This is a genomic window from Vibrio sp. Vb1026 (assembly GCF_033338745.1).
In the GTDB taxonomy this organism is placed as follows: Bacteria; Pseudomonadota; Gammaproteobacteria; order Enterobacterales; family Vibrionaceae; genus Vibrio; species Vibrio alginolyticus.
Genome location: NZ_JAWOTH010000003.1, coordinates 378,504 through 393,813, shown reverse-complemented (window position 1 = coordinate 393,813; position 15,310 = coordinate 378,504). Strand labels below are relative to the sequence as shown.

At 43.2% G+C, this 15,310-nt stretch carries 13 protein-coding genes; 8 read left to right on the top strand and 5 right to left on the bottom strand.

Annotation, left to right across the window (positions count from 1 at the left end; translation table 11 throughout):
* Positions 1–351 precede the first annotated feature (351 nt).
* Positions 352–2,052: an ATP-binding protein gene (locus tag R7E47_RS08295; RefSeq protein WP_005388280.1), complete on the bottom strand. Its 1,701-nt coding sequence runs from the start codon at positions 2,050–2,052 to the stop codon at positions 352–354.
* Positions 2,053–2,059: 7 nt separating this feature from the next.
* The gene (locus tag R7E47_RS08290; RefSeq protein ID WP_258481320.1) at positions 2,060–2,599 is read right to left on the bottom strand and encodes a heme NO-binding domain-containing protein; all 540 of its coding nucleotides are present in this window, start codon (positions 2,597–2,599) and stop codon (positions 2,060–2,062) included.
* A 231-nt stretch (positions 2,600–2,830) separates the two neighbouring features.
* Here R7E47_RS08290 and R7E47_RS08285 point away from each other — a divergent pair, with 231 nt between their 5' ends.
* From R7E47_RS08285 to R7E47_RS08265, 5 genes are all read left to right on the top strand, one after another.
* Complete coding sequence (locus R7E47_RS08285) at positions 2,831–3,430, top strand: CoA pyrophosphatase (RefSeq protein WP_318084060.1); 600 nt, start codon at positions 2,831–2,833, stop codon at positions 3,428–3,430.
* A gap of 345 nt (positions 3,431–3,775) precedes the next feature.
* Positions 3,776–5,029 (top strand): aromatic amino acid transport family protein, encoded by a 1,254-nt coding sequence (locus R7E47_RS08280; RefSeq protein WP_005388284.1) that lies wholly within the window; start codon positions 3,776–3,778, stop codon positions 5,027–5,029.
* A gap of 97 nt (positions 5,030–5,126) precedes the next feature.
* The gene (locus tag R7E47_RS08275) at positions 5,127–6,488 is read left to right on the top strand and encodes an L-serine ammonia-lyase (RefSeq protein ID WP_005376899.1); all 1,362 of its coding nucleotides are present in this window, start codon (positions 5,127–5,129) and stop codon (positions 6,486–6,488) included.
* Positions 6,489–6,700: 212 nt separating this feature from the next.
* Positions 6,701–8,416, top strand: a complete 1,716-nt coding sequence (locus tag R7E47_RS08270) for an EAL domain-containing protein (RefSeq protein ID WP_318084058.1) — start codon at positions 6,701–6,703, stop codon at positions 8,414–8,416.
* Positions 8,417–8,510: 94 nt separating this feature from the next.
* On the top strand, positions 8,511–8,978 hold the full coding sequence (locus R7E47_RS08265) for a GNAT family N-acetyltransferase (protein ID WP_017636099.1): 468 nt from the start codon (positions 8,511–8,513) through the stop codon (positions 8,976–8,978).
* An 89-nt stretch (positions 8,979–9,067) separates the two neighbouring features.
* Here the strand turns inward: R7E47_RS08265 and queD are convergent, their stop codons facing one another.
* Positions 9,068–9,430: a 6-carboxytetrahydropterin synthase QueD gene (queD, locus tag R7E47_RS08260; RefSeq protein WP_005376896.1), complete on the bottom strand. Its 363-nt coding sequence runs from the start codon at positions 9,428–9,430 to the stop codon at positions 9,068–9,070.
* A 293-nt stretch (positions 9,431–9,723) separates the two neighbouring features.
* On the opposite strand from queD, the gene R7E47_RS08255 reads away from it, so the two are divergent.
* Positions 9,724–11,349 (top strand): methyl-accepting chemotaxis protein, encoded by a 1,626-nt coding sequence (locus R7E47_RS08255; RefSeq protein ID WP_054729078.1) that lies wholly within the window; start codon positions 9,724–9,726, stop codon positions 11,347–11,349.
* Between the two features lie 189 nt (positions 11,350–11,538).
* The gene (gene asnS, locus R7E47_RS08250; protein ID WP_047103214.1) at positions 11,539–12,939 is read left to right on the top strand and encodes an asparagine--tRNA ligase; all 1,401 of its coding nucleotides are present in this window, start codon (positions 11,539–11,541) and stop codon (positions 12,937–12,939) included.
* Between the two features lie 91 nt (positions 12,940–13,030).
* On the opposite strand, the gene R7E47_RS08245 is transcribed toward asnS, so the two are convergent.
* Positions 13,031–13,255 carry a hypothetical protein gene (locus tag R7E47_RS08245; RefSeq protein ID WP_017636102.1) on the bottom strand — a complete coding sequence of 75 codons (225 nt, stop codon included), beginning with the start codon at positions 13,253–13,255 and terminating at the stop codon, positions 13,031–13,033.
* Positions 13,256–13,353: 98 nt separating this feature from the next.
* Positions 13,354–14,745 carry a PLP-dependent aminotransferase family protein gene (locus tag R7E47_RS08240; RefSeq protein WP_005376887.1) on the bottom strand — a complete coding sequence of 464 codons (1,392 nt, stop codon included), beginning with the start codon at positions 14,743–14,745 and terminating at the stop codon, positions 13,354–13,356.
* A gap of 259 nt (positions 14,746–15,004) precedes the next feature.
* On the opposite strand from R7E47_RS08240, the gene R7E47_RS08235 reads away from it, so the two are divergent.
* Positions 15,005–15,235 (top strand): hypothetical protein, encoded by a 231-nt coding sequence (locus R7E47_RS08235; RefSeq protein ID WP_017636104.1) that lies wholly within the window; start codon positions 15,005–15,007, stop codon positions 15,233–15,235.
* Positions 15,236–15,310: the final 75 nt, after the last annotated feature.

Genomic DNA, 15,310 nt, shown 5'->3' with positions numbered 1-15,310 from the left:
ACAACGTCGCTTTAATGCTATTGACGAAAACAATCTAAAACGCCTCCAGAACGGTAATGCCGCTCATTTAACAGCGAGTGGCATATTTCCGTATCTCATCACCCTGCACAGCGACGAAGGAGCGTGATACAGGTTCTTCTATTCAAGCACTTTGTGGTCAAATTTGTTTCATTACCCGCTCATCGTGCTGCTACTAGATTCTCAGTCTCGCCAAGGCTCGCTAGAATGACCCAAAAAACATCGTTAAATGATCGGCATTATCCAGTGTGGTGCGTTTTTTTGTGTGTTTTATTTGCATGTACTTTAGCTTTTAGCCGTTGGCCAACAAACATACTTTTTAAGAGGCAGCGTCTACTGCTCAAGCCACTTACACATAATCTGTTCGATATCGGTTGCGGTGTACGGCTTAGTGAGGATGTCGTCCATGCCTGAATCAATGCACTTTTGACGCTCTTCGATGGTAGTGCCAGCGGTTAATGCAATAATAGGATGAGTAAAGCCACGCTCTCTCAGATACATCGTCGCCTCATAACCATCCATTTCTGGCATTCGGCAGTCCATGAATATCAGTTCGTAGTCTTTACTTTTCACCGCTTCTAATGCTTCTTTGCCGTTGGCTTTTAAATCAGGTGTAATGTCGAGTTTTTTCAGCATTTGAGTAACAATGACTTGATTCATTCTGATGTCATCAACCACTAATATTGAGCGTCCTGCTAAATCGCTTCGCTCTATGGTGACCAACTCCCCCTCTGCTGTGCCTTGTGCTTGCCCTTCCTCAAGAGGAATAGCAACTTTAAAAGTTGTCCCTTTGCGCTCTTCACTTTCAAAGCTAATTTGACCTTGCATCAAATCCACAAGGTTTTTACAAATCGCGAGACCTAAACCTGAGCCTTCAAAGCTGCGTTTCGCCGAGCGATCAACTTGGACAAATGGATCAAAGAGTGACGGCTGTGCTTTTATTGGGATGCCAATACCAGTGTCTTCAACCTCAAAATAAGCCGTGCCGTTAAGCCATTCCACCCGTAACACGACACCACCCAAGTGAGTAAACTTAATCGCGTTTCCCACCAAGTTAACCAAAATTTGTGTAATGCGCTCTAAGTCACCGACTAAAAATTCTGGAATCCCCAGCTTTTTGTCGATAGAGAAATGGATGCGTTTTTCAGCAGCCTTAGCTGCAAATACACCCATGATGGCTTTTTCAAGTTCCTCCCAGGCAAAGACTTTATGTATGATTTCCATCATACCGGCATTCATCTTACTGAAATCAAGAAGATCATTAATGATAACTCTCAATAAGTCCCCTGATTGAGTCAGATTGCTCAAGTATTGACGCTGCTCTTCTTCTAATTGGGTTCGACTCAATAACTCCGCACTACCCAATACGCCATTGAGAGGAGTTCGCAGCTCATGGTTAATCATGGCGACAAACTCCTTCGTCGCTTTTTCTGATTCCTCAGCCCGCTTTCTCAGCTCGACCTCTCGCTCTAAACTTAAGTGTCGACCAATAACACCATGAACTAAGTCAGACACGAGCTCCATCTGTTTGGAAATAAAAGACTGATCGATTTGATCTTGCAACACAGAGAAAATCAACTCCCCAACCGTTTCCCCATCAATGATAACTGGCAAATGCAAATTCTCTCCCTGCCAATTAGGAGAGGTTAAAATCTCGTTGTTATGACGAAGCTGTAAGTGACCAAAGTGATGACGACGCAATGAGCTCAGCTTTGTAGCGTCAAGAAACAAGTAAGCCGCAGAAATGATCGAGTTAGAAGTGAGCTGCTCAATAAAGCTCGCTATCATTGCTTCATCGAACGTGCTCGATAAAAAAGTACGACCGAACTTAATCAACGTGGCATCAATTTGCTCTTCAAACTCAAACTTACGAAGATCCTTTTTAGATTTCAGCTCTAGCTTTTTCAATGCAACACTGAGTTGCTGGTTGGATTCATATAACTCTAAGCTTTTCTGTTCCAACAGCTGCTCAGCTGCTTTTCTTGATGCAACTTCTCGTTTGAGTTTCCTTTCTAATGAGGAACTTCCCGTCATATCGTTCTTATTGAGCCTCTAACCAAAAACGTACTTTGCTGCCATCTTCTGACTGTTTTTGATGTTTGATATGAACTACCTCACCAAAATGTGCAGCACAGCCTTTTATCAATCCTAAGCATACGTGAGACATACATCTTGCGCTGTGGTAGTCAAATACCAATTGGGATTGGTTTTCACTAATGAAATCAAATTGCGGAGGGTTAGCATCAGGATAAAGCTTCTTAACTTCGACATGAATAAAGTCTTCAACATGGCGAACAAATTGAAACGTCGTTTCACACTGTTGCAAACTGGCGTGACTAGGAATGGAGCGAAGTAAATTCAAAAAGACGCACTCTCCAAACACCTCTTGTAGTTGCTCGGGCGGAACACCAGATACTTTACTGAGATTCACGATCAACTTAACTAAGTCTTTGTGATCGTAACTACCAACAGCGGTGTAAACACCTTCATCGTTAGAAAGATCGAGAACTTGGTCTAACACATCAAGACCGAATTTCTCTTCTACTAACTCCATGAACTCGGTGAAAATAATCCCTTTCATTGGCCAATACTTGCCCTATAGTGACGTCCTAAAATAAAGAATGGTGTATAACCTTATAAGTTTCAAATTAATATGTTCAAGCAGAGTGAGACACACAACACAAAGAGGGAAAGTGCTGGCGAGTGTTTTAATGTGAATGCTTTATTTGGCAACCAGTAACGATAACGCCATACGCTTTGCCGTCTTTGAGTATAATAAATAATGGTTAGGCACGATAAATAAGGACTCAGTTTGGTTATCGACAAAACTCATTTACTACAGAGCTTTCAATTTCGGCTTCCAACGGGCTACCACAAAGAGTCCCTTGCACGACTGAAATGGATGAAAGAAAAGTCCCTGAGAGATGCGGCAGTCTTAATCGGTTTTGTGGAACGCGATGACGGGTTACAAGTCATTCTGACTAAGCGTGCAGCCCACTTACGCCATCATCCGGGACAAATCAGCTTTCCCGGTGGCAAATATGAGCAGGAAGATATTCAGCTCGTGAATACCGCTTTAAGAGAAACCAAAGAAGAAGTTGGGATAGAAGATGAGCATATTCATGTGTTTGGTCAACTGCCTACACTACCAACGATTAGTCAGTTTAATGTGACACCTTTTTTGGCTTTTGTTTCTCCGGAATATAAAACGCATATTGACCCAAATGAAGTAGAGTCAGTTTTTGAGGTTCCTGCCAACCATATTCTGAACCCCAAAAAATTGTATAGCACCAAATTTGACCTAAAAAGAAGCAGTCATCGTGTATTTGCTATCCCATATAGACAGCATTTCATCTGGGGCATGACGGCACAAATTATCGAATCAATGCAAAAACATATTATTTCACATTAAACAGTTGTTGATATCGGTGCTTTTATAGGCGCGATCATTATGCGCATCAATATTAATAAAACGTTGCTTCATAAACATTCATTCACATTAGATTAATTTTCCATTTTCACCGCAAACGCTTGCGGTGAAATAAATTTATACAAACAGCCCTATTGATAAGTTTTTCTAATTTTACTCATTAGCAGAAATCACGAGTAGCACATCATTTTCGTGATAAAAAGCAGGTTTTTGACATATCATTCAATAAGCGTAAGCAATAAATGATTTAGATCTAATTTTCCTAGTGTAAAATCTTGCAAAATTACTCCCGACTTATTTCCTGTTCCCAAAATGAGTAACTAAAAAATGAATACAACTACTTCTGCGGTTTCTACCGCACAATCGTCTAGTAAGTTTTCTTACAAAGACTTTACCTGGTGTCTGTCCCTTTTTGGTACGGCAGTAGGTGCAGGTGTACTGTTCCTTCCTATTAAAGCAGGTGCAGGTGGCTTTTGGCCATTAGTAATCCTAGCCCTAATCGCAGCACCAATGACTTGGTTCGCACACAAATCTTTAGCTCGTTTCGTTCTTTCTGCGAAAAACCCTGAAGCGGACATCACCGACACAGTAGAAGAGCACTTTGGTAAGACTGGCGCAAACCTTATTACGTTCGCTTACTTCTTCGCTATCTACCCAATCGTACTTATCTACGGTGTTGGTATCACAAACACAGTTGACTCTTTCCTAGTTAACCAAATGGGCATGGAATCTATTCCTCGCTGGCTACTTTCTGGTGCACTTATTGCTGCAATGACAGCAGGCGTAGTATTCGGTAAAGAGCTTATGCTGAAAGCAACTTCAGCAATGGTTTACCCTCTCGTGTTCATCCTACTAGCACTGTCTGTATACCTAATTCCTGGTTGGAACACTTCAATGATGGAAGTGTCACCTGACTGGGGTGCAATGCCAGCTATCGTTTGGCTAGCAATCCCTGTTATTGTGTTCTCTTTCAACCACAGCCCAATCATTTCTCAGTTCTCTAAAGAGCAACGTCGTGTATACGGTGATGACGCAGTTAAGAAAACTGACGCTATCACCGGTGGCGCAGCAATGATGCTGATGGGCTTTGTTATGTTCTTCGTTTTCTCTGTTGTACTTTCTCTGTCTCCAGAGCAACTAGCAACGGCGCAAGAGCAAAACATCTCTGTTCTCTCTTACCTAGCAAACGTGCATGAATCTCCACTGATCTCTTACATGGGTCCATTGGTTGCTTTCGCAGCGATCACCTCTAGCTACTTTGGCCACTTCTTAGGTGCGCACGAAGGTCTAGTTGGTCTAGTGAAATCTCGTTCAAAATCACCAGTAAGCAAGATCGAGAAGATGTCTCTAATCTTCATTGTAATCACAACTTGGATCGTTGCTATCGTTAACCCAAGCATCCTAGGTATGATTGAAACAATGGGTGCACCGATGATTGCCGCAATCCTATTCTTGATGCCAATCTTCGCAATGCAAAAAGTTCCTGCGATGGCTAAGTACAAAACTTCAGCACCTGTGCAAATTTTCACAGCAATCTGTGGTCTTGCTGCAATTAGTTCTGTAATCTACGGCGCTCTTTAATCATCTCTGCCCAGTGCAGTATGATTAATCCAAAAATATAACGATAAAATTAAGCCTCCCAACTCCCCTTGGGAGGCTTTCTTCTGAGGTAATCGATATGATTAGTGTTTTTGATATCTATAAAATCGGTGTTGGACCTTCAAGCTCACACACTGTAGGCCCAATGAAAGCGGGTAAAGAGTTTATTGATGATCTTCGTGCAATGGGAAAACTGCGCGACATCACTAAAATCACCGTTGACGTTTATGGATCACTATCACTGACAGGGAAAGGTCACCACACAGATATTGCTATCATCATGGGTCTTGCAGGCAACACTCCTGAGAAAGTTGATATCGATTCTATCCCGGGCTTTATCGCTCGTGTAGAAGAAACTGAACGCCTTCCTGTTGGCATGCACTGTCACACAGTATCGTTCCCACGTGAAGGTGGAATGAACTTCCACAAAACAAACCTAGAGCTACACGAAAACGGCATGCAGATCCACGCTTGGATTGATGACGAAAAAGCGTACTCAAAAACTTACTACTCTATCGGCGGTGGTTTCATCGTTGATGAAGAAAATTTCGGTAAAGAAGCTGAAAACCCAGTAAAAGTACCTTACCCGTTTACAACGGCAGAGGAACTGGTTAACCAATGCCACGAAAGTGGATTGTCCATCAGTGCACTAACCATGAAGAATGAGCATGCGCTTCATTCAGATGAAGAAACTCGTACTTATTTCGCAAACATCTGGCGCACAATGCGCGAGTGTATGGATCGCGGTATGAATGAAGAAGGTATTTTGCCAGGTCCACTGCGTGTGCCTCGTCGTGCAGCAGCACTTCGCCAGCAGCTACTTACTTCAGAAAAGACTACAAACGACCCAATGTCTGTTGTTGATTGGGTAAACATGTTCGCTTTCGCAGTAAACGAAGAGAACGCAGCAGGTGGCCGCGTTGTTACAGCACCAACTAACGGTGCGTGTGGCATCATCCCTGCGGTACTGGCTTACTACGATAAGTTCATCCAAACTGTGACTGAAAAAGATTACATCCGTTACTTTGCGGCTTCTGGCGCAATCGGTGGTCTTTACAAGCGCAACGCGTCTATCTCTGGTGCAGAGGTTGGCTGTCAGGGTGAAGTTGGCGTGGCATGTTCTATGGCAGCAGCAGGCCTTGCTGAGCTTATGGGTGGTAGCCCAGAGCAAGTATGTATGGCAGCAGAAATCGCGATGGAGCACAACTTAGGTCTAACGTGTGACCCAGTTGCAGGTCAGGTTCAGGTTCCATGTATCGAGCGTAACGGTATTGCGGCAGTAAAAGCAATCAACTCAACTCGCATGGCACTACGTCGCTCTTCAGCTCCAACTGTTTCTCTAGATAAGGTTATCGAAACCATGCTAGAAACAGGTAAAGACATGAACGCGAAATACCGCGAAACATCTCAAGGTGGTCTAGCAATCAAAGTGATTTGCTAATACGACTTTCTGAATACCAATCAAAACCCGAGTTTATGCTCGGGTTTTTTTATACCCAAAAAACCTAGGAGAATACGTTATCAGGACAAGTAAAAAAAAACCTAAAACGTTGAATATATCCAAATATTATGGATATCTCAGTAAAAAATCACATCTCTTCCCTAGCTTTATTGATAACGTAGCCAAAAATTAAACTTGGAGCACATCAACACATGATTAGGTTTGAAATTGGAAACCAAATCTGCGTTTGCTTGTCCGAAAACGAAATATCTCTAGAGCTCAATCAGTCACTCCACCACTCCATTCCTGTCAACCCAAATGAGTACGCCATTCTGTCAACTATCGCCACATACGGCAGTTTAAATACGCCGATTAGTCAGCGGTTAATAGAAAGCAAAATCACTCAACAATACAAAATGACACTGCCTGAAAATGGCTTTAAAAACGCGGTGGCCGCTCTAAGAAAGAAATTTCGCAAGCTCACGGAAGAACATTTAACCACTAACAAAAACATTATCGAAAACATTCACCGGACCGGATACTTCATTCCTTTTACTATGCAAAACAACCATCAGAATGGCATCGAACATCAACAGAAGATCAATCAATACACAACCAATAGTCTTCGCAAAGCGCTTCGTATTTGCCTGCGTAATAAAAAGATCTATTCAGAAGCAATGTGGGTTGTGTTGATCACTGCGATCATTTTCTTTGCTATCTGTTACTACGCGATAAACAGCATCGTTAAACATAATTATCTGGATAACGCCTTCGAAATTGCAGAGAACCTTTCCCGCAGGAGTTGCTTTGCTAATGAAAGCGAACTGAAGTCACTATTTGATAATGTGAAGTTGGTGGAGTCGAGCATGATGCTAGATCGTTTCAATATTCGATGCTTAGTCACTCCAGAAACCGTTGTCCCTGTCAGCAAAAAAGCGTTTGAAGAGTGGAGTAACAATAGCAATTACACTACCCAATCATTTGACTTAAATAACGCAACTGTTTTGGTTCGTGTTAAAAACATTAACTTATCCGACAATGTTGAAAATCATATTTCACGTTTTTTTCTTTCCGGTATGAAGCTATCAACGAATACCGGAACGTCGTTAGAGATTGGTAACACCAATGAACGCTTTTTCAATTATCACGTAAAGAATAGTGGCTATAAAGAGGTGTATTACATCTCTGGGCCGTTTCAAAGTATCATTCTACTGAGCTTACTTTTTCTCATTATACTGCGTCACCGCTCCCTACAAGCCTTTATAGCTTACTTGTGCGCAATTCGACAGTTCAAAATAAAACTGGAGCCGATTTATAACACTTCGGCACAAAAGATTGTGCACTACGAAGCCCTCTCCCGGTTTAAGGTAAAAAATACGCAACGGTTTATTGAAACACTGATCCGCAATGGATTGCTGCTAACTCATACCTTACTGGTGATTGATTCCATCTACACCAAACAAAAAGCGTTGCCCATCCCTATCAGCATTAACGTTTGTCCTTCTTTGCTGCGAGGGCGTAACTTTTCAATCCTATATAGAGAGCTATCTAATCGGGATTGCCGTTTGCTGACAATCGAAATCACAGAAAATGCATCGATGTACTATACCTCTGAGATTTATGACAATGTCGCGAAACTAAAAGCTCTGGATTGTAAAATCAGTATTGATGACTTTGGCACCGGCAATAATAATGTGGCGCTTATCAGCAAGCTGAATCCGGACTACCTCAAAATCGACCGAGAATTTGTTATTGGCCTAAAATCTGATGATAAAAAGATAGAAACCTTGCGTCAGTTAATTGCTATGGGCAATACGTATCGCTGCACGGTCATTGTTGAAGGCGTAGAAACGGCAGACAGTGCTCACTTACTCACAACATTGGGCGCCTATATTCACCAAGGTTATTATTACCCTCTTCATTGCTAGCTTTTCTTCACTCGGTTAGTTACTTAAAATAGATCTAATACTCTATAAAAACTCGTGGTGGCATAAAGGTATGCCGCCAATTTGTGATTGAGCGATGATTGCGATTAAACCCACCAAACTGAAAGATTTTTCAAGTTTGATGCAATTGGATGTGCAAGAAGAGCAAAAAGGATTTTTTACACCGTTTGAAATGGCTTATCAAAAACGTAGTAAGTCAGAGGCGTTCTTTACGATTTATTCTGATGATCTATTAGTAGGCTATCTTGTTATCGATAAAGGTTTCTCCCAACATGCGCCGTTTGCTAAACGATACGAACTGGAGCTTAAGTACTTGATGATTGATCAACGTTTCCAACGTCAAGGGGTTGGGAGTGAGGCATTGCGTAAACTGTTCCTTTATGCGTATACCATTAACCCTAAAAGCACCTCTCTTTGCGCCACTGTTCCACAAAGTCAGCAATACGCTATCAGTTTTTTTGATGCGTGCGGATTCATTAATACAGAGGAAACAACATTGGGTGATAATGAAAAAGAATGGATTCTACGACACCCATTAAGCTAACTGGTGAAGCATAATCAAAATTGGGCCATTCAGATACAACAAAGGCAAGCTTCTCGCTTGCCTTTGTTTAATGCTCAATAGAAAGTGACTTATTCGCCTTTGTAAATACAACCCGCTGTGCACGTTTCTTTGATTTCTACTTTACTTAGCAGTGGTAAGCTTGGCTTAAGCTGCTGCCAAATCCATTTTGCTAACACTTCGCTAGTCGGGTTCTCTAACCCTTCAATGTCGTTTAGGTAGTAATGGTCTAAGCGATTGTAAATTGGTTTAAACGCAGCTTTGATCTCTGCAAAATCCACTACCCAACCTGTATGTGGATCAACTTCACCTTCTACATAAAGACGAACAAGGAAAGAGTGTCCGTGCAAACGACCACACTTGTGACCTTCTGGTACGTGTGGCAAATGGTGTGCTGCTTCGAACATAAACTCTTTGTATAATTCTGTTTTCATCTTGATTCTCAGGCTTTAAAAAGACAGGCAATACTAAGGAATTCGCTGCCAAGAGACAAGCGTTACCCCATACAAGCGTAGCAAAAACTTCCGCTAGTTCCCGGCCTCTTTGCTATCACTCACACCAAAGCGCCGTATTTCTGTCACGCGCCAAACATTTGATTACACAGCACTCACATCACAATTACATATCCCCAACATGTGTGGGGTCACAATCATTCATTTCGTTGTTCGCAGTGCGCATTTGTGCACATTAATATTGTGCAGTTCGTTCCAATTACACTTATAAATTTATGCGCTCAACTATCACTTTTAAGCTCTTACTGGCGTTAATTGCTGTCTTCAGCTGCGTTCTAGCTGCCTCTACGGCTTACCAATACCATCAACAAAAAACCTTAATCAATGATGTTCTTAGTGAACAACTCCATGATAAGGCTAGCAATTATTTCGACAGCCTAAATATGATGATGCTTACGGGCACCATGTCGCAAAAAGAAACCTTACGTCAAAAGGCCCTGGCCCAAGAAGGCATTGAAGCAGTTCGCGTGTTGCGAGCTGACGCTGTGACCAAACTTTACGGACCTGGGCAACAAAACCAGCAGCCTGTCGATGATATTGATCAACGAGCGTTGAATGGTGAACTGGTGATTGAACCAATCTCAGCCGATTGGGGCAAAGGGTTAGTAGTCGCGCTACCAATGAAATCGAGCGAAAATTACCGTGGCACCAACTGCGTTTCTTGCCACGTTGCACCAGCAGGAGAAGTGTTGGGCGCGATTCGCTTGGAATACAACATGAATCATGTCAATTCAATGATCAGTAAACAGGCAATGTTTGCGATGGGAATAATGGCCGTAATCGCATTTGTGGGCTTCATCATAACGATGAGTTTGATTCAAAAAATCATTGTACGACCAATTCAAAGAACGTCGAAATTCATGTCGAATGTGAGCCATAGCAAAGATCTATCTCAACGACTTATGCATCACCAACAGGATGAAGTGGGCCAACTTTCTACAGCAATCAATTCATTCATGGATACGGTCTCCGAAAGCTTAGAACGTGTGCAAGACACCTCTCACTCACTTGCCGACTCCGCGAGTAAACTAACTGCTGTCGCGCAGTCCACAGATAAAGCGGCCAATAACCAACAGCTAGAGACCAACGAAGTACAAAGTAATATCACCGATATGTTGCAGCAACAAACTGCGGTTGAGGACTCGACTAACAACGCTACTGTTTTGGTCAATCACACCGTTGATGTCGCCACTCATAGTGCAAGCCAAGCACACAACGTCAGTGAAGACATCAAACAACTAGTAAGTAACATTGATACCGTACGGGAAAAAATCAGCTCTCTAAATCAAAGAACCGAAGAAGTGTCGTCCATTCTTGTGGTTATTAAGGGTATTGCAGAACAAACCAATCTGCTCGCGTTGAATGCTGCTATCGAAGCCGCCCGTGCCGGAGAGCAAGGACGCGGTTTTGCGGTCGTCGCGGAAGAAGTGCGTAACCTGGCTTCTAGGACGGCTGAAGCCACTGGTAATATTGAACATATCATTTCTCAATTCCAGCAAGGAAGTGAAGAGTCATTAACTTCTGTTGATACCGTCTGCCAGTTTGCTCATCAACGCTCTGTCGATGTCGAGGCACTATCAGCCACAATGCATAACGTTGTTGACGAAATGCGCCAAGTGCTCAGACATGCAGAAGATATCCAAAACCAGACGCAAACCACATCTGATGTAAGTCAGCATATTCAATCTAAAATAGATGTGATCACACTGCATGCTAACGACACATCGCAATCGGCATCGCACACGCGTGATATTAGTGTTGATTTAGAGCATCTATCCGAACGTTTAGAGCAATTACTAAACCAATTCACACTTTCAGAGCACAAAAGAGTGAATAAATAGAGAGATTCTCCCCATCAAAACGAATATAAAGGTTGATGCGAGCGAATTGACAGGTAATATGTCTCGTTGAATCTGTAAAATGCTACCCAACTCAGCGCTTAGCTTGTTTTTTGAACAAAAATGTTATCAGACAAGTAGTTTAAGTAAGCGTTGAGTTGAATTTTTACCTCAATGGAGAATATTGAAAACATGACTTACGCGCCTGTATCAGACGTATTGAAAGGTCAGCTAGCAGTAGACAGCGAAGTGACTGTTCGTGGCTGGATCCGTTCACGTCGTGATTCCAAAGCTGGAATCTCTTTCCTTGCCATATATGACGGCTCTTGTTTCGACCCGATTCAGGCCGTGGTCCCAAATAATCTTAATAATTACGAAGACGAAGTATTAAAGCTAACGACTGGCTGCTCTGTTGAAGTAACTGGTAAGATTGTTGAATCTCCTGCAAAGGGTCAAGACTTCGAACTTGCTGCCACTGGCGTTAAAGTGGTTGGTTGGGTTGAAGATGCTGAAACTTACCCAATGGCAAAAACTCGTCACTCAATCGAGTACCTACGTGAAGTTGCGCATCTACGTCCGCGCACAAACGTAATCGGTGCAGTAGCACGTGTACGTAACTGCCTATCTCAAGCAATCCACCGCTTCTACCACGAGCAAGGTTACTTCTGGGTATCTGCGCCGTTGATCACGGCTTCAGATGCTGAAGGCGCTGGTGAAATGTTCCGCGTATCTACGCTAGACATGGAAAACCTTCCTCGCACTGACGCTGGTAAAGTGGACTACAACGAAGACTTCTTCGGTAAAGAGACGTTCCTAACCGTATCTGGTCAGCTAAACGCAGAAGCTTACGCTTGTGCGCTAAGCAAAGTTTACACTTTCGGCCCTACTTTCCGAGCTGAAAACTCAAACACAAGCCGCCACCTAGCAGAATTCTGGATGGTTGAGCCTGAAGTTGCGTTCGCAGAACTGGATGATGTAGCGAAACTGGCTGAAGACATGCTCAAGTACGTGTTTAAAGCGGTGCTTGCAGAGTGTCGCGATGACCTTGAGTTCTTCGCTCAACGCATCGACAAAGAAGCAATCACTCGTCTAGAGCAGTTCGTTTCTTCTGACTTCGCGCAGGTTGACTACACTGACGCAATCCAGATCCTTCTTGATTCAGGTCGTGAGTTCGAATTCCCAGTTGAATGGGGTATCGATATGTCTTCTGAGCACGAGCGTTTCCTTGCTGAAGAACACTTCAAAGCACCTGTAATCGTTAAGAACTACCCGAAAGACATCAAAGCATTCTACATGCGTGCTAACGATGACGGTAAAACAGTTGCAGCGATGGACGTTCTAGCACCGGGCATCGGCGAAATCATCGGTGGTTCTCAGCGTGAAGAGCGCCTAGACATTCTAGATGCACGTATGCGTGAAGTGGGTATCGATCCTGAACATATGAGCTGGTACCGCGACCTACGTAAATACGGTACAGTGCCACACGCAGGCTTCGGTCTAGGCTTCGAGCGCCTAGTATCTTACGTAACTGGTATGGGCAACGTTCGTGACGTGATCCCATTCCCACGTACTCCTCGCTCTGCGAACTTCTAATCACTTTTTAGTGATATCGAATTAAAAAGACCTCCCATGTGGAGGTCTTTTATTTTGTACGAATGATTTTCTAGCAACCGGTGTATGCACTCTAGTTGTTATTTTCGTCGTCATCCTCATCTGCTCGCGCTGCGTATTTTACTCCAACCACACACAAGCCAAACATCACAAATGGGATAACGGCAGCAGTGTATTCCGTCCAAACCATATGAGAAAAAGATTTCGCCAATATCAAGTGTGCAAAAACCAACAAAAATGCGCTAAAAATAGCAACACCCATCAACCTAAGTTCATGCTTTACCAACTGCTTTTTCATTACGGCTCCTAACCTAAATGGTTGTCTGCCCATGATTGAAACACAGCTTCGGTATCGTCCACTGATACAGTTTGAGCAAAAAACAGGTAAACAGTTGGCTAATGAAGTAATTCTCCGACCGTCTTCACGGCTTGTTCTAATTCATCATTTACAGGTAACGATGTATTAAGCCTCAGGTAGTTCTCATAATTTGGAGCGACAGAAAACAACTGACCAAATGCTACAGTGATGTTCGCTTCCAATAACTTCTGATAAATCGCTTTTCCGCACTTTGTTTTCGGCAGTTCTATCCAAAGAAAATAGCCGCCTTCCGGTTGCGTGTAACGAATCGATTGGGGAAAGTACTTATCAACCAGTTCAATAAACGCCAATTGCCGCTGCTCAAGATTCTTTCGCAGTTTTCTAAGATGGCTATCATAACTATCGTTTTGTAAGTAATGCGCGATACCCTGCTGGATTGGTGCACTGCCTGACAACGTCGAGATAAGTTGCAGCTTTTGAAGTTGCTCATTGAAGCGTTTGTTTACCACCCAGCCCAGCCTATAGCCAGGGCAAAGGCTTTTTGAAAATGATCCACAATGCAACACGCGTTCTTGTGTATCAAAAGCTTTAAGTGAGCTTGGCTTTTTTTCAGAAAAATAAAGCTCTGAATACACATCATCTTCGATCAAGTACACATCGTATTTATCAGCCAGTTCGACGATACGTTGCTTCTGCCCGTCACTTAATAAGGTTCCTGTTGGATTGTGAAAGTTAGTCATTAACCAACATGCGCGAACATCATTGTCGGCAAAAGTCGCTTCAATTTGATCCACTGAATGTCCAGTTAACGGATCCACCGTTATTTCTATCGCCTTTAGACCTAAACGTTCAATCGCTTGAAGTGCGCCATAAAACGTCGGTGATTCAACTACAACAGTATCTCCAGGCTGGGTCACGGCCTGAAGGCTCAAATTCAACGCTTCTAATGCGCCAGAAGTAACGACAACATCATCATGGGTAAACACCATACCTTGTTGGATGTACCGTTGAGCAATCAAACGGCGTAGAGACTCACAGCCCGGCGGCAAGTTATCCAATAACGTCTCTGCCCCCATCTTCCTGCCTGAGCTGGCTAGGTTGCGGTTTAGCGCTTCTAATGGGAACAATGCTGGGTCTGGAAACGCGGAGCCAAACTTCACCGCATTCGGTGAGGCCTGATTTTTGAGGTAGTCGTAAAGTTCATCGTTGATGCTAGAGCGATAAACGGAAGTGGCTGGAGAACTCGGTTCGAAGCGGTCCAACTCCGCAGTCACAAAGTATCCAGACTGAGGTTTCGCTGCGACCCAACCTTGTGCTTCGAGCAGCTGATAAGCTTGTAATACCGTACCTGCGCTGACAGAATGGTTTCGGCTTGTTACACGCACTGATGGCAGCTTTTCCCCTGCTCTCCATGTATTTTGCTGAATCTGCGTTTTGAACAGCTCAGCCAGTTGACGGTATCGGTTCATGTTTCCCTCATTTCACTTACAGCCGCACCATAGCATACTTCGCGCCAGCATTCTGATATGGGAGTATTCAATTTAGCAACGTAATTTATCAAGCTTATCAATAGATATTTCAGCCACGAAGTGAGAGTTTATATCCCATACTTTGACTGTTACACACATATTGCCTCACATCTTTGCAATATCTAAAAGCCAAGGTTTTACGTTGGACTGAGTTCGTTAAACTCACTTCGAGCTACGGTCTTTAAATCAGGAGGAAGCGATGAAAGTTTTTACAATGGACGATCTCTCGTATCGCGGAAAACATAAAGGTGTACATAGTTGGGACCATCCTGGCAGTACCACCCCTTATTATTGGCATCCTGATTGGCTGCATATCGCTGAAGATGCTTTGGGTGAACACAAAAAGGCTGACCTTGAAGTCCCTGATGGAGAAACAGCGACAGAAGAGCATGCAAAAGCGGCGATTCTCAAACACTTGAATGACGAGTAGTTTAGGCTCTATCACCGTTCAAGAATAGCATTAGGTAGGCGAATCCATCGTCGTATGCTTTAAACACAAATAAAG

Bases quoted from the DNA above. Each gene is read 5' to 3' on its own strand.
- R7E47_RS08295 (WP_005388280.1), bottom strand. From the start codon at position 2,052: ATGACGGGAAGTTCCTCATTAGAAAGGAAACTCAAACGAGAAGTTGCA.
- R7E47_RS08275 (WP_005376899.1), top strand. From the start codon at position 5,127: ATGATTAGTGTTTTTGATATCTATAAAATCGGTGTTGGACCTTCAAGC.
- R7E47_RS08235 (WP_017636104.1), top strand. From the start codon at position 15,005: ATGAAAGTTTTTACAATGGACGATCTCTCGTATCGCGGAAAACATAAA.
- R7E47_RS08290 (WP_258481320.1), bottom strand. From the start codon at position 2,599: ATGAAAGGGATTATTTTCACCGAGTTCATGGAGTTAGTAGAAGAGAAA.
- R7E47_RS08280 (WP_005388284.1), top strand. From the start codon at position 3,776: ATGAATACAACTACTTCTGCGGTTTCTACCGCACAATCGTCTAGTAAG.
- R7E47_RS08265 (WP_017636099.1), top strand. From the start codon at position 8,511: ATGATTGCGATTAAACCCACCAAACTGAAAGATTTTTCAAGTTTGATG.
- R7E47_RS08240 (WP_005376887.1), bottom strand. From the start codon at position 14,745: ATGAACCGATACCGTCAACTGGCTGAGCTGTTCAAAACGCAGATTCAG.
- asnS (WP_047103214.1), top strand. From the start codon at position 11,539: ATGACTTACGCGCCTGTATCAGACGTATTGAAAGGTCAGCTAGCAGTA.
- R7E47_RS08255 (WP_054729078.1), top strand. From the start codon at position 9,724: ATGCGCTCAACTATCACTTTTAAGCTCTTACTGGCGTTAATTGCTGTC.
- R7E47_RS08245 (WP_017636102.1), bottom strand. From the start codon at position 13,255: ATGAAAAAGCAGTTGGTAAAGCATGAACTTAGGTTGATGGGTGTTGCT.
- R7E47_RS08270 (WP_318084058.1), top strand. From the start codon at position 6,701: ATGATTAGGTTTGAAATTGGAAACCAAATCTGCGTTTGCTTGTCCGAA.
- queD (WP_005376896.1), bottom strand. From the start codon at position 9,430: ATGAAAACAGAATTATACAAAGAGTTTATGTTCGAAGCAGCACACCAT.